Genomic DNA, 13,615 nt, shown 5'->3' with positions numbered 1-13,615 from the left:
CGGCCCGCCAACGACCGAATCTGACGTGGTCGAACGACCGCATCCGTATGCAGGGCGCATCCGCGCTGCTGCTACGCGATTCCCGGAGCCGACCTGCTCCACAAGAGCGTCGCGGGCTGGCTTACATCAGCAAGCACAGCTCGCGGTGGACGCGCTGCAGTGTGCCCTGAGTCGTCGGAGCACGCCCACCGAACCGTGCGTCGCCGAGCGCCAACGGCTCCTGGGGGTGAGAGCCTTCGGGCCAGCGTCCTGTTCGGGGTCTTCGGCCTCATCCAAGACACGCTCAACGCGTTCACGACCAAGCTACTGGCACTCAAGCCCAGCGCCCCGCTCAAGGCACCCGACCATCCTCCCGCCCCGCACGCCCGAAACCGCCGCACGCCGCGACATCAGCCGGTGTCCGAAAACGACCGTATGAGAGCAGCGCGAGCCCGCCGCATTGCGGGCACAGCTTGCAACCGAGCGCGTCGTTCAATCGGTGCCGAAGTTCGCGGTCGCCTCTGTCGCCATGCAGCGTGGGAGCATCGGCTAGTGAGTGAACAGGTGGCGCTGGTGCAGGTTCGGCTTGTGGGTGTGCCCCTGCCGCTGCGCGCCCGCTCGGTGGAGCACGGGCAAGACCTGCTCCGGAAGTTGGCGTTGGTCCAGATCGCGGCTGGCCAGCCGGACACCCGATCGGTGCCGCAGCGGCTGCTGGATGTTGCCGACGAGCTGGGCACTACCTACGGGTCATTCACCGCCGGCCCGACCGCTGAGATGGACGCCGCGCTGGACCGGGGCGTGGAGACGATGGACCTGACGTACGAGGTCCCAGCGCACGCGCGCGCGTTCATCCACCAGGTGGTCGAAGTTCTGAAGGACGCCGAGGAGTTCTGCCGCGCCGGGAAGTACCTGCTGACTCTGGCCGCGCCCCCAGACGTGGCCGCCTACCGTTCCTGGATATTCGGAAAGTTCGACCGCCAGATCGTCGGGGGCTCGCCGATCTCGTGGGCCGATGCCCGGCAGGCGTCGAACTCACGATGCGACGGACACCTGCAGGATCGCGCGGGGGCGCCCGATGCCTGAGAGCGCACCGCAGCCTTTGGTCCTCTACCCGATCCCGCAAGCTGTGGCGGCTGCACGGCGTTACGTCGCGGAGTGCCTGGCCGGCCTGCGCGCGACTGCGGTGCAGGAGTGCGCTGAGCTCGGCGTCTCAGAGCTGGTCACCAACGCCGTCCTTCACGCGCGCACCCCGTTCACGGTCACCGTCAGACGCAGCCAAAATGGGGTGGCTCGCGTGGAAGTCACCGACGGCTCCGCACTCTCCCCGCAGCAGCGTCGCCTCAGCGCGTTGGCGACGACCGGGCGCGGGTTGCGGTTGGTCGCGTCGTTGTCCTTGGACTGGGGGGTCACTCCGCTCCCAGCAGGCCAAGACCAGGGCAAGACCGTGTGGTTCGAACCGTTGGAGGAAATGACAGCGTCAGGTTTTGCAGAGGCGGACTGGGCCGCCGACATCGAGGCGCTGACGCAGTGAACGGCGCCAGCCCGCCCGGGAAGTTAGGCACTGAGGTGCGGTGGCGTGCGCCGCGGCGCCCGCCGCTGGGCACCGTTGTAGGGGTGGTCCCGGACGGATCCTCACACCCAGCGTGGTGGGGTAGCCGGGTTTCACGCCCGATACTGACATGCTGTACAGGCCCAACCGGGCCGCACCGCACGCCGAGTATGCGGCGCCGTTCACCGGAGTCTCGTTGCTTGATCCCGCGATCTACCGCAAGGTCCTGACCTCACTCCCCGCGCCCGTGCTCCTTCTCACCGCCGACCTCGTTATCGCCGAGGCCAGCGACAGCTACCTGGCTTCGGTGGACCGAACCCGCCAGCAGCTGATCGGTCAGAACGTTTTCGACGCCTTCCCTGCGCCCGCCGGCGAGCCATACCCTCTCGAGGCTTCGATCCGGAGCGTGCTGGCCACCGGCCGGACCCACCACATCCCGCTGCTGCCCTACGCCCTCTCGCCAGCAGCCGACTCCGAGGACGTCGTGCAGCGGCACTGGGCCGTGGTCAACGCCCCGATCCACGACGACCACGGGCGCCTGGTCGGGATCCTCAACGCCGTGGAGGACATCTCCGAGACCGTTCATCACCGCACCCAGAGCGAGCTGGCCCAGGCGATGGCCGAGGACCTGCGCCGTCGGACCGAAGACCTGTCCCTGGACGTGCAGCAGTACTCCACCGCTCTGGGTGCGGCGCGAGCCGATGAGGTCCGCAGCTCCTTGCGTCTGGCCGCCCTGGCCGAGGCAGCCATGCAGGTCGCGGCAGCAGAATCGCTCGAAGCGCTCACCGACGCCGTGGTCGGGCGCGGACTGCAGGTGTTCGGTGCTGACGGCGGCGCCCTGGCCGTGCCCGCCGGCCCGGACACCCTGCGCCTGCACATCACCGAGTCACTGGGCGAGCCGGCCCGTCAAGTCTTCGAGGAGATCGCGACCAGCGGCTCGTTGCCCGCCGCGGTTACTTTCCGTACTGCACGCCCGGTTCTGCTGGGCGACCGGCAAGCGGGCTTGTCCTTCTCGCCCGAGATGGCGCAGGTGTACGACACGGCCGGCAAGCACGCGTGGGCCTCCTTCCCGCTGCAGGTCGGCGCGACCGTCCTCGGCTCTCTCACCGCCAGCTGGGACACCGAGCAGGACTTCACCACCGGGGACGTCGAGCTCCTTCGCGCCTTCGCCGCCCAGTGCGCCCTCGCACTTCAGCGTCTACTGCACCGCGAGCAGGAACGCGAAGCCGCCCGCACGGCCACCCAGCTCGCGCACCGGCTGCAGATGTCCCTACTTACACCACCGATTCAGCCCGACCACCTGCAGATCGCCGTGCGCTATCAGCCCGCCCTGCGCAGCACCTCGGTCGGTGGGGACTGGTACGACTCCTTCACCCTCAGCGACGGCAGCACCCTGCTCACCCTCGGCGACGTCACCGGCCACGACCTACAAGCCGTCGTCGACATGGCCCAGATCCGCAACGTCCTGCGAGGCGTTGCGCACGTCAAGGTCCAACCGCCGGCCGCCATCCTGACCGCCTTGGACAGCGCCCTGCAAGACCTGGCGATCGCCACCTTCGCCACAGCAATCGTGGCCAAAGTCGAACAGACACCGGACGAGGCGGCTGCCGGGCTGCGGACGCTGCGCTGGTCCAGCGCCGGACACCTACCGCCCCTGCTCCTGCACGCGAGCGGCAGTGCCGAACTGCTCGAGCGCCCCGCTGACCTGCTCCTGGGCGTCAACCTGGGCGGCGACAGACACGACCACACCGTCACCCTGCATCCGGGTGACACCGTCATCTTCTACACCGATGGCCTCGTCGAGCGCCGCCACCGATCCCTGAGCGCCACCCTCGACGAGTTGCCAGAGATTGCCGCGTCCCTCGCCGCCGACGGCGCCGCCCTGGACGAGCTGTGCGACGCGCTGCTCCAACGCTTCGGCTCGAGCACCGACGACGACATCGCCCTACTCGCCCTACTCGCACACCCCGAGGACGCACCTCGAACTGTCGAGACCGGCCCCAACACCACCACCGACGATCTCTACGCCTACCAACCCGCGCCTTAACACCCCTCAAGCCCGCGTGTCTCAAATACGACCGCTTACGAGCGCGTGCGGCGCGGCAGCGCAGCTCGGAACAGGATCCCGACGCCTCCGGTGAACTCGACAGTGTGGAAGCGCGACGCCCGGGCCACTTCTTCGAACCCCCACGCGCGATGCAAGGCGACCGAGGCGAGATTCCGGCCGTTGACGACATACCAAGCCGCGTCGGCCCGCTCGCCGATCCACTCCATCCGCGCCTCAGTCAGCGCCGCGGCTACGCCGCGCCGGCGCCACGGCGTATCCACCGTGACACCACCCAGGTAGTGCCCCGCCCCAGCTGGCCCGTCGCTCCAGTCCCAGTAGTGGGTCTTCGCCCAACCCACCAGCTCCTCCCCCGAAGTCGCGACGACCACCAGTCGCTCGGGGTCGACGACGGCAGCGGCCAGTGACTCCACCGGCATCCGGGTCGACCGCACTCGCCACTCGAGCGCAGCCACCGCGGCAGCGTCGGCCGGGCCCGCCGCCCGGATCACCACACCCTCGACCGGCGCACCGCGCTCCCCCGGCCAGTGCGGCGCGTACCCCTGCTCTCCTGCACGTTGCGCCACGGTCTTGCCCTGGCACACATGTGTTGCAGAACGCCGAGATCGACCCTGCGCAACAGCGGAAAAGCCCTCCCAGGGTGCGTTGCGGATGGGTGTACCCCAATGCAACACCGCGACGTAAGCAGGGGCGGGTGTCGATGCTCCCGGGTGTCTGGTGCGAGCGGGCGACCGTGCCGCACATCTTCAACGCGAGGGCACCACCGCCCCGCTGACCCCCTGTGGAGGACGATCACGATGGACCGGTTCTGCGTTGAACACGACGTTACGGCGATCTACGACGAGATGGAGTGCTTCCGGTGCCCCATCGACAACAAGAGGATCGGCCGCATCGTGCGCACCCGATGAGCACCTCGGCCGCCGCCGCCGCCGCGCCCACGGCTCGCCGGGTTCGCAAACGACATCGAGCTCGAGCCGGAAGTCGGTGCCCGGTCACGTCGACGAAGTAGCCGCCCGGGCACCGCGCTCATGGCGTGGTGAGGGCGACTTCGGCCGCTGGGTCACTGCAGTGGCGCAGGGCTGGGTTCGAGGCCGGCCCGCTCGGTCAGTGCCGGTCGCCACAAGTCCTCGCCCACCTCGTGCAACCTTTTCGCCGTCAGATGTCTCTATATAGGTGACAGGACATCCACAACGATCTGGGGGCACGCACCGTGGCTCACGCCGACGAGCAGTTCGAGGAGTTCGTGAGACTCCACGGCGCTGCGCTGCTCCGTACCGCCGTCCTCCTCACGGGCAACCGCGACCAAGGCCAAGACACACTCCAGGACGCCCTCGAGCTCTACCTGCGCCGGCGACCGAAAGGGCGCGTGGAGTTCCCAGCGGCGTACGTCCGGACCGCGATGGTTCACCTGGTCCAGCGCCGACGGCTGGACCGCATCCTGGTCGGCGGCGGCCAGCAGCATCTCGACACGGAACCCGCGCGCAGCGCGGACGTCGACGGCATCGACCTGCGCCAGGCCTTGCTCGCTGCGCTCCGCACCCTCCCTCAGAAGCAGCGCAGCGCCGTCGTGCTCCGGTACTGGGAGGGATATAGCGAGGCCGAGACCGCGCAGATGCTGCGGTGCTCGGTCGGGACGGTCAAGAGCCAGGCCTCCCGAGGCCTCTCGAAGCTGCGCGAGACCTGCGCCGTCGACTTCCCCGAGCGCAGCCAAGGCGACACCACACCACTGATCCTCACCAGCACAGGAGACCTCGCATGAACGGCGACGAGTTCCGCAAGGCCGCCGACGCAGCTACCGCGTCGATCGTGTTCGACTCCCGCGCCGTGCTCGACGGCGTCTACGCGAAGAACCGCCGCCGCACCCGGGGCCGCCGAACGATGGCCGCGGTACCGATCGCCGCAGCCCTGGCGGTGGGCGGCGTCACCCTTCCGTCGATCATCTCCCCGAGCTCGAGCGAGACGGCCGTCGCGGCATACCGGTTCGACACCACGCCGGCCGACGCCCCCGTCGTCGCGGAGGTCGACGGCATCAAGCTGCACTACCTGCCGGATGGTGTGGCGGCCGAGCCGATCTCCCTGGAGAGGTCCCCCTACTTCGGGGGCACCTCGACCTCAGGCTGCTTCGAGGACGCGTGCGTCTCCGGGCTCGGAGTTTCGGTGACCCGCCGGCCCGGGCTCACCCTCGAGGAGCACGTCAAGGTCAACTGGTTCGGAGACCCGGTCGAGACCACTGTCGGCGGACAGCCGGCGCTGGCCAACGGCGTCAAGGCCGATGACGCCGCGGGCCTGGTGTGGTCCCCGGAGGTCGGGGTGGTCGTCGAGGTGCACTTCGGCAAGGGCCGGGCCGCCGAGCTCCGCAAGGTTGTCGAGGCGATGAGCCTGTGAACGCGAGCGACCGGGTGGGCGCGCAGGAGGCGCCCACCCGGTCGGTCTCTGCGGTCTGGTCAGTCCAGCCCGGGGTGCAATGCGTTCCAGGTCAGCTGTCCGATGATGCCGTCGGCGTACAGGCCGTTCGACGACTGGAAGTTGATGACCGCGTTGCGCGTGCCGTTGCCGAAGATCCCGTCGACCGCAATGTTGTAGCCGTGGTAATTGCGCAGCAGGCACTGCGCGTGTGCCACCGCGGCGTGCTGGGTCGAGCCGTAGGAGATGGCCGGGTGCTCGTCGCTGTAGTTGCACAGGCCCAGTGCACTGAACTCACCCGAGGTGCTCTGCGCGTGGTCGGACGGGTACCCGACGGCCATGGGCGTTCCGGTCGGCGACACCGCGGGCGCTGGAGCTGCGACGGCGACCGGGGCTGCTGCAGGGGCGGCGACGATCACCTCTGCGGCCACCGCCGGCGCTGCCGCCGCGGGCGTGGCCATGACTGCCCCGCCAGCGACCAGGGCGAGAACACCAAGGGACTTCCAGACAGCCTTCATCAGACTCCGATCAGCGATTGTTCGCGCCCGGTTGCGGCGCAATTCGAATACTTCCGCGTAGGTTGCAAGGTGTCTAGGCCGTGTCCTCGGTGAGCACTGACGCAATCGGCCCTGCCCCGCGGTTTTCTGCGGCATGGAGTTGTATTCGCTGTTCAGCAGACGTTCCATCGCAGCGGTTTTCTGCCGCAGGCGGCACTGGTGCCACATGGGGCGAGGCGACGGCACTGTTTCTCCAGCAGCCGACCTTCACCTCGGGCACCTGTCGGGTGTACGGCGGGACGCTGCGCGCGGTGGAGGGTGCCCTGGACGGATGCCTGCACGTCACATGCCTCACGCCTGCCTCGCTCGAGCACGCGCTGGGCGTGATCTACGGGCAGTCGCAAGACACGACCTGGAACCGGACGGTGGCGACCGTGGGCAGCTTCCTTCGGTGGTGCGCGGCATCAGGGGTCATCCCAGCATCGAGCGTCCTACCCACATCACTGCCGATGCGACGCAAGGTGACAGCGGAACGGAGTCGCGGCAACACAGACTTGCTCGCATTCTGCTTCGACGAGAACTTGCCACTTCGCGACCGGACGATCTGGTGCTTGACGTTCGACCTGTGCCTGGGCCCCGATGAGGTCCTCCAGCTCGACATCGAGGACATCGACGTCAAGAAAAAGGCGGTGCGCGTAAACGAGTCCTTGCTGTTCTGGCAGCCGTTCAGCAGCGGACTAGTCAGCCGGGTGGTGGCCGACCGACCGGCCGGACCAGTGTTTCTTGCAGACCGTGTCCGCCCGCCATCGGCTCGGCGCCTGTCCTACCGGCGAGCGGCAGAGAGCTGCCGGTTCTTCACCGGCCACCGACTCGGTGACTTCCGGTCCGGCGGGCTCACCTACCTGCAAGAGCGCGGAGCGCCCCTCGCCCTGATCCGCACGCGGAGCACGGCCCTAGCCCGGCCGGCAAGATGAGTTGGCTACGTCATGATATGTCGCACGGCGTTGCGTTGCGGTGTACCCACCGCAACGCCGCGACGTTAGCGACCCGTCTGTGCCTGAAGGCGAGCGGGCGACATCGCCGTGCTCGCCCGGGCGGTAGACGAGGTCCTCCCCATCGCTGCGAAGGGCCGCGCGCCTGTACGACTTTCTCCGGGACGCCTGGCTGCTTCTAGATCTAGAGGGCTCACGAGGGTGCAGTCTTTCCCGGACCGCCCAGAAATGGTCTCGGGCAGCAGGTTTTGGATAGTTGCACAGAGTGCGCCCCGCGTGACGAAGGCGCCCGCCGCGGCGGCCTCGGGTGTGCCTGTGGGTTGCGGTTCCGGTTGGGGCGCAGCCGTTGCGGCACGGCCGGGAGGACCTCCCCGGCCTCAGCCGTAGTCACCTCGGTCTGGGCGGCCCAGCGCCGCAGCGTCTCCCGAACCACCCCTCAACTGGGTCCCGATCTCGACGCTCCCCGCGGTGATCCGTAGTCAGCCACGTGGTCCCCGACCAGGCCAACCGAGGGTGCCTCGAACACCTAGTCGTACTTCTTGGGGATGTCGCCATCCTTCATCCGAGGAAGCGGCATCAGCGCCGCGACGGTTCACCCACGCTCGCACGCGCGCAGACGCGGTCGCCCACCGCAAGGTGAGGACGAGCGCTTGTGCACGTCGCATGACCAAGAGTCACCTCCTACCCACCCCAGTTGCCATGGTTTAGGGTCGACCAACGAGTCTTCATCGCCGCATCTGGGGGCCAAGCCAGTGACTGACGCGCGAATCGCCGCACATGGAATCCAATTCTCCTACGGGCGTGGCGCCCTTGAGCTCAACGTGCCACAATTCGCGCCCGGAGCTGGCATTCACCACATCATCGGCTTGAACGGCTCCGGCAAATCCACGCTTCTAAAATTGCTTAGCGGCGTCCTGAGTCCTCATCGAGGCGAGATTCTATTTGCAGGCCACTCCATCACCGAACCGTCCACCTTCCGCCAGTTCTGCCGCGACTCAGGATACTTGTGGCAGAACTTCCGGCTGCGTGGAGGGGTGCCGACGCGGACGTACTTGGAGTACAGAGCCTGGCTGCACGGGATAGAATCCGCTCAAATACGTGAAGTAGCCCTGCGGGCCCTAGCCGCGGTGGAACTTTCGGAGGCGGCAGAGAAAGCAATCGGAAGGCTATCTGGCGGGATGCAGCGTCGGGTTGGGATAGCCGCCGAGACACTCCACCTGCCGGGCCTACTCCTGCTTGATGAGCCGTCGTCCGGTCTTGACTATCACGCACGAGATCTTCTGTATGTAGCACTTGAGCGGCTCGTCTCCGCTGACTCCACCATCATCACTGTGGCGCACGAGCCAGACGAACTGTCCCGATACGACTCCACCGTCCATGTCATGGCCAACGGCACGCTCGCCACCCGGGAGACCTTTCGCGCCGGTGAGATCACGAGTGAGGTATTGCGTGAACTGACGGAAGGTGCGCAGAGGTGATTCGATCTAGGTATGCCGGGCGTGCAAGCCTGGAACTATCGACGGCGCGGGTTCCGGCCGTTGCGGTTGCGCTTTTGGGAAGCGTCCTAGTATTCGTGGAACCAGCCGCAAATTCACGTTGGATAGGTTTCTTCCAGGACACCGGAATGTACCTGACTGTGTTTTCCTTTGCGATTGCTGGCAGCCTGTTCGCCATCGCTGGTTATTACTCGGGCGCACGTTACTTGTCCCGCGCCACGGAGTTGGCTCGCTCAGTGCGGCCTAGTGGTTCCCTGCTAGGCTTTCATGCCGCTGGTGACTTGAGTTGGCTTTTGGCTGGCCTCGCCACCGTCCATACTGTGGCATACGCTCGCACAGCAGCATCGAGTGGCACGATCTCGGCCCTTGGCTGGAGTTTGACGATCCTGGGGTTTGCCTCCGCAACACTGTGCTACGCGCTCGGATTGCTTTTGGGGTCATTGTTTCGCCGCATGATCGGCATCTTCTTCGTGGCCGTGGTGCCTTACGGGCTCACGCTCTATGCCAACGGCGTTCTCTCGCTCAATCCCTCGCAGCAGCGCGTTGCGCGGCTCGTGGCGCCCTACATCGACCAGACGTGGGGACCATCCGCAGTTCCGTCAGACGGGCCTATAATCCTACTCGGGGCGTACTGCTTGCTCGTAGCGGTGACGTTCGCGGGGCTGGTTGCCCTTCGCCTGAACACCTATGGCGGCGCACCGGAACGGCAGGCGAGGCTTCCCCGCGTGGTCACGGGCGCATTCATCGGTGCAGTGGTTGCCGGTACTGTCACGGCGACCTCGGTGTCAGCAAGCGACTACTTCGAGAACCGGACGACCGGCTATGATTGCGCGGATGACGGCAGGATTTGCGCATGGCACCGCAATGACGCCGAGAATGTAACTATGTGGATTGCCGCCGATGAGCTTATAAGAAGCGCGCTCGCCGAAGTTCCTCACGAAGAGCTCCGCTTCGCGGAGTTCGGCGTTCCAGTGGACGACGGCTGGATCACCCTCTACCCCCCACTCGGCAAGGTTTCCGTGGGGGGGGTCGTCAGCATGATGCTCCCCGAGTATATCTCCCGCCTCACTGCCACCCAATGTGCACCAGAGCGGTCGGCGCTAGCGACCGCAGAGATGATCACGGCGGTCGGCGAAGCACTGGTCGACGAGGGGCGCGGGCCGACCGCTGCACGTGACGACGTTCGACGCCTGCTTGGCGCCTGTGAGTAGGGCCGGCAATGGAGCGGCACTAATCGCCGCTACCTGGCTGCGCCGAGGGAACGCCATCCCGGTTACTGTAATGACGTTGGTCTTGGCCGCGCTCGGACAGATTGTTCCAACGCTTGTCGCGACTCCGCAGTTCAGCGGTGCGCAGGCACCGGTAGCCATGCGGACGGTCGCTGCGATCATCGCCGGCGGCGTCTACGCCGGGCTTCTCGCGAGTGCAGATCCCATCGCGGAGTACCGATCGGCCCGTCGCGTCGGACTTGCCCGACGCGTGGTGGCGGGGGTGGTCCTGTGCTCCGGAGCGGTGGTGTTCGGCCTCACAGTGCCGCTTGGCTGGCATTGGGAAGCTTGCCGTACCTATGTCTTCGTGGCGACCGTGATGGCGCTCGTGGCCAGGTACGGCGGGCAGCTCGTGGCGGCGACCGTCTTCGCTGGCTACGTCGGAGCGTGCCTGTTCGTCGGTGTCCCGATCAGCGGCAACACTCGCTGGTGGGCCGTCCCGGTGCAGGCCGCCGAGGGCCCCTCCATTGGCATGTCGCTGCTGGTAGTCGCGGCATTCGTGGTTGTGCAACTGGTCTTCCGAAGTCCGGTGCTCCCGCCTGACCACCGAGGGGCCCACGCGCGCCGACAGGTAACGGTCCGATAACGGACCTAAGCCCTTGGTACTTCCTGATGGTATGCCTGAGTGTGTCGCGCCCGACGCCGTGCCGGCCCAGGGCGTGGTTTAGACCCACCATTCGACACCTGCTTGTGTCCGCCCTAGGGCATTGGCGCGCTAGCGACGGAGACGAATATGCACCGAATCGCCCGCTCTCTGCTCACCATGGTCGCCGCACCGGTCGTTGCAGCAACGGTGCTCGTGACCCCGGCTGCTCAGGCATGGACCGCCGGTGGAGGAAATCTCCTCTACGAGTTCACCGACCAGCGCGAGAAGACCACCATCGCCGCCGCAACAAGGTCGGTCTCCGGATATGACGAAATGGTGACCGACGCGCAGGAGAACTGCGCTGCACACGCAGCCTACTACAAGCGGTACAACTACCTTTCCCCGACGACGGTGTTGCTCCAGATCGGGATGACGAATCAGAATCTGTGCGGCTATCGCGGAACTGGAGGGTATATGGGCAGCCAGGGCAACGTCACCGTGTTCGGCAACTTCAAGGCTGTGACTTCTGTGTACCCGCTGTACCACCAGATCCGGGGCTGATCGTCCCTCAGCAGGCACGACGTAGGTTCCGAGAGCATTCGTCGATCTGCCCTCACATCACATCCTGACGTCACCGCCGGTAGGCGTTCGCGCCGTCGATGGATGCTGCGGTGGCCCAGGATCGGCACCCGATGGGTGTTGGCGACCGCGAGAACACGAGCGGGCAGCCGGGTCGCCGGCGTGAGCGTGCGACTGGTCGAACGACGTGCGCCACAAAGGCGTGGTGACTGTCGCGCCTGGCGGCTCGCTCGGTGCGTCGATCAGGCTGATAGGCAGGAAACCCCTCTCGCCGCCGGCAGGGCGCTCCGTTGCGTCCTGCCGTAGCGGCGGGTAGCGCCGCGTTCGAGCCACCACACCAGCCGCCAGGCGTCGACGGGCGAGCTCTGGCGACGCTGGGCAGGACCGGCCGCACGGGGCACGGGGCACGGGGCACGGGGCACGGATCAGACCTTGTCGGCGACGAGCGTCCCAGGCGGCGGCCAGGTCGGTCACGTCGTCAACTCGTGGGTGCTCGAGCACGAGGGACGCCCGCCGCCGGAATCGCGGGGCGTTCTTCGACGCGACCACGTCGTCGTCGTCCAAGTCGGACGGTCTCTCTAGCTCGTCGCTGGCCGGTGGCGGTGGCGTCGATGGGGTCGCGTCATGGTGACCGAGCCCAAGCAGCCGTGGTGACAGGCGACCCGGACCGCGAAGGCCGGGTTCTGGCTCGGGGGATTCTGGTTGCTGTTCGACCTGTTCGAGTGGTTGACGCTCGTTCCCGATGGCCGGCCCCTTTGGCGATGGCATGCCTCTTCACCTTGCTCGGAGCGGGCTACGTCGCAAGCTCAATCGCGCTGCTTCGCCGGCCGGCGTGCTGCTCAGACGGTGCCGCGCGCCTGACGCGCTCGGCGGCAAAGACGATTCGTCTTCGGCGGTCTTGAGACGCTGGCGCAGGTGGGGCGGCGCTGAGGTGTCGGCCAGGGGAGTGGCCTCGGAAGAGCCACGGGCTGTTGGGGTGGGCGGCTGTCTGGTCGTGCCCCGGCTCGGTGAGGAGCTGGCGCAGCGGTCCGTCGAGCGGCGGGGGCAGGGTGATCGGACTCTGACCGACGGTGACGGTGACCAGTTCCTCGTTGACGCGTGCGTTGTCCCAGGTGGAGCGGACCACGTCCTCGATCTGTTGGCCTAGGACCAGCCACTTACACCCCCTTCTGGTGATCCTGCATCTTTTTTGGCCGCCCGCATCGGCATCAAGCAGCGGATCACCGGCGAGGTGGGCGCTGGCGATGGTGTCGAGAGCCTCGTCGACCGCTGTCCTCAGTCGGCTCGTGGCTAGCCCCTCGTGCGATCGAAGGACTTCCGGGCAAAGTGAAGCCGCCGTGGCGCCTAGGGCGCCTCCGGCGGCTTCCGAACCCACGAGGGGAATCTGCACTCAGGCTAGCATGCCAGCGTGCTGACGCTCCCATCTCAGGCCGAGCAATCTGCGTTCGTCGCTTCGCTCGCTCCGCAGCGGCTCCGCGCGTTCAGACGAGCGACCGGGGGCAACGACCGTCGAGCGGTCGAGCTGTACCTGATCGACGCGGAGCTGGCCTCACTGATGCACGGCACCATCCGGGGCGTGGAAGTGTTGCTGCGGGAGCGGATGCACCGCAGCCTAGTTGCCGCGTTCGACGACCGGTGGTACCTGACTCTGCAATCCCAGTTTGACCTCAAGACGAAGCGGAAGATCGACGAGGCCGTCACCCTCGTCGGCCGGAACAACGCCGGCAAGGTGATCGCGCAGTTGATGTTCGGCGCCTGGACGGGGCTGCTCAACGCAGGAGGCCCCATGACAGGCGTTCGCAACGCTGCGATCGCCGACTACGAGACCGCTCTGTGGAGCCCCGCCCTCCGCAACGCCTTCATCGGCTCGCCTACACGAACCCACGTCCACGCCCTTGCGCAGAGCCTGAACTGGGCGCGCAACCGGATCAACCACTGCGAGCCCGTTGTCTTCGGCTTCCCTCAGCAGGGTCAAGGAGCGCCGGGCCGCCAGCAGCGCAAGTCCCCCGAACGCGTGGTCGCAGACGCGCGCACGTTGCTCACCCTCCTCGACGTGGATGTGGCCGCGTGGATGACTCGATGGCACCCGCTCGACCGGTTGATGCGTGATCCACTCGCCCAGGATGCACTCCCCCGGACCTCGCCAACCATCGACCTGCTCACCTAACTGGACAGCAACGTGTGCTCTCAGCCGCTGCAGC

The 13,615-nt window shown here is 67.0% G+C and carries 13 protein-coding genes; 11 read left to right on the top strand and 2 right to left on the bottom strand.

Annotated elements, in window-relative coordinates; all coding sequences use genetic code 11:
- Positions 1 to 531: 531 nt before the first annotated feature.
- The 3 genes from Q0840_RS16250 to Q0840_RS16240 all read left to right on the top strand — a co-directional run bounded on the left by Q0840_RS16250 (position 532) and on the right by Q0840_RS16240 (position 3,575).
- Entirely contained in the window at positions 532 to 1,062 is a 531-nt protein-coding gene (locus Q0840_RS16250; RefSeq protein ID WP_298461309.1) for a hypothetical protein, read from the top strand.
- Positions 1,055 to 1,510, top strand: coding sequence for an ATP-binding protein (locus Q0840_RS16245; RefSeq protein ID WP_298461306.1), 456 nt, complete (start codon positions 1,055 to 1,057; stop codon positions 1,508 to 1,510). The genes Q0840_RS16250 and Q0840_RS16245 overlap by 8 nt, the downstream gene beginning before the upstream one ends.
- Before the next feature lie 148 nt (positions 1,511 to 1,658).
- Complete coding sequence (locus Q0840_RS16240) at positions 1,659 to 3,575, top strand: SpoIIE family protein phosphatase (protein ID WP_298461303.1); 1,917 nt, start codon at positions 1,659 to 1,661, stop codon at positions 3,573 to 3,575.
- Between the two features lie 35 nt (positions 3,576 to 3,610).
- Here Q0840_RS16240 and Q0840_RS16235 read toward each other — a convergent pair whose 3' ends face one another.
- On the bottom strand, positions 3,611 to 4,048 hold the full coding sequence (locus tag Q0840_RS16235; protein ID WP_298461300.1) for a GNAT family N-acetyltransferase: 438 nt from the start codon (positions 4,046 to 4,048) through the stop codon (positions 3,611 to 3,613).
- Between the two features lie 755 nt (positions 4,049 to 4,803).
- On the opposite strand from Q0840_RS16235, the gene Q0840_RS16230 reads away from it, so the two are divergent.
- The gene (locus Q0840_RS16230; RefSeq protein WP_298461297.1) at positions 4,804 to 5,352 is read left to right on the top strand and encodes a SigE family RNA polymerase sigma factor; all 549 of its coding nucleotides are present in this window, start codon (positions 4,804 to 4,806) and stop codon (positions 5,350 to 5,352) included.
- Complete coding sequence (locus Q0840_RS16225) at positions 5,349 to 5,978, top strand: hypothetical protein (protein WP_298461294.1); 630 nt, start codon at positions 5,349 to 5,351, stop codon at positions 5,976 to 5,978. Before Q0840_RS16230 ends, Q0840_RS16225 begins: the two co-directional genes overlap by 4 nt.
- A 59-nt stretch (positions 5,979 to 6,037) precedes the next feature.
- On the opposite strand, the gene Q0840_RS16220 is transcribed toward Q0840_RS16225, so the two are convergent.
- Positions 6,038 to 6,514 (bottom strand): peptidoglycan-binding protein, encoded by a 477-nt coding sequence (locus Q0840_RS16220; protein ID WP_298461291.1) that lies wholly within the window; start codon positions 6,512 to 6,514, stop codon positions 6,038 to 6,040.
- Between the two features lie 80 nt (positions 6,515 to 6,594).
- On the opposite strand from Q0840_RS16220, the gene Q0840_RS16215 reads away from it, so the two are divergent.
- From Q0840_RS16215 to Q0840_RS16190, 6 genes are all read left to right on the top strand, one after another.
- Complete coding sequence (locus Q0840_RS16215; protein WP_298461288.1) at positions 6,595 to 7,467, top strand: hypothetical protein; 873 nt, start codon at positions 6,595 to 6,597, stop codon at positions 7,465 to 7,467.
- Positions 7,468 to 8,306: 839 nt separating this feature from the next.
- The gene (locus Q0840_RS16210) at positions 8,307 to 8,963 is read left to right on the top strand and encodes an ATP-binding cassette domain-containing protein (RefSeq protein ID WP_298461285.1); all 657 of its coding nucleotides are present in this window, start codon (positions 8,307 to 8,309) and stop codon (positions 8,961 to 8,963) included.
- Between the two features lie 146 nt (positions 8,964 to 9,109).
- Complete coding sequence (locus Q0840_RS16205; RefSeq protein WP_298461282.1) at positions 9,110 to 10,192, top strand: hypothetical protein; 1,083 nt, start codon at positions 9,110 to 9,112, stop codon at positions 10,190 to 10,192.
- A gap of 70 nt (positions 10,193 to 10,262) precedes the next feature.
- Complete coding sequence (locus Q0840_RS16200; protein WP_298461280.1) at positions 10,263 to 10,835, top strand: hypothetical protein; 573 nt, start codon at positions 10,263 to 10,265, stop codon at positions 10,833 to 10,835.
- A 147-nt stretch (positions 10,836 to 10,982) separates the two neighbouring features.
- The gene (locus tag Q0840_RS16195) at positions 10,983 to 11,396 is read left to right on the top strand and encodes a hypothetical protein (protein ID WP_298461277.1); all 414 of its coding nucleotides are present in this window, start codon (positions 10,983 to 10,985) and stop codon (positions 11,394 to 11,396) included.
- 1,426 nt (positions 11,397 to 12,822) lie between these two features.
- Positions 12,823 to 13,581, top strand: a complete 759-nt coding sequence (locus Q0840_RS16190; protein ID WP_298461274.1) for a hypothetical protein — start codon at positions 12,823 to 12,825, stop codon at positions 13,579 to 13,581.
- Positions 13,582 to 13,615 lie beyond the last annotated feature (34 nt).

The sequence above is a fragment of the uncultured Cellulomonas sp. genome (genome assembly GCF_947494015.1).
GTDB lineage: Bacteria > Actinomycetota > Actinomycetes > Actinomycetales > Cellulomonadaceae > Pengzhenrongella.
Note: the sequence above shows the minus strand (reverse complement) of the source record. Positions and strands in the feature narration are given on the sequence as shown.

Coding starts and splice junctions, on each gene's coding strand:
- Q0840_RS16245 (WP_298461306.1), top strand. CDS start 1,055: ATGCCTGAGAGCGCACCGCAGCCTTTGGTCCTCTACCCGATCCCGCAA.
- Q0840_RS16240 (WP_298461303.1), top strand. CDS start 1,659: ATGCTGTACAGGCCCAACCGGGCCGCACCGCACGCCGAGTATGCGGCG.
- Q0840_RS16225 (WP_298461294.1), top strand. CDS start 5,349: ATGAACGGCGACGAGTTCCGCAAGGCCGCCGACGCAGCTACCGCGTCG.
- Q0840_RS16220 (WP_298461291.1), bottom strand. CDS start 6,514: ATGAAGGCTGTCTGGAAGTCCCTTGGTGTTCTCGCCCTGGTCGCTGGC.
- Q0840_RS16205 (WP_298461282.1), top strand. CDS start 9,110: ATGTACCTGACTGTGTTTTCCTTTGCGATTGCTGGCAGCCTGTTCGCC.
- Q0840_RS16200 (WP_298461280.1), top strand. CDS start 10,263: ATGACGTTGGTCTTGGCCGCGCTCGGACAGATTGTTCCAACGCTTGTC.
- Q0840_RS16195 (WP_298461277.1), top strand. CDS start 10,983: ATGCACCGAATCGCCCGCTCTCTGCTCACCATGGTCGCCGCACCGGTC.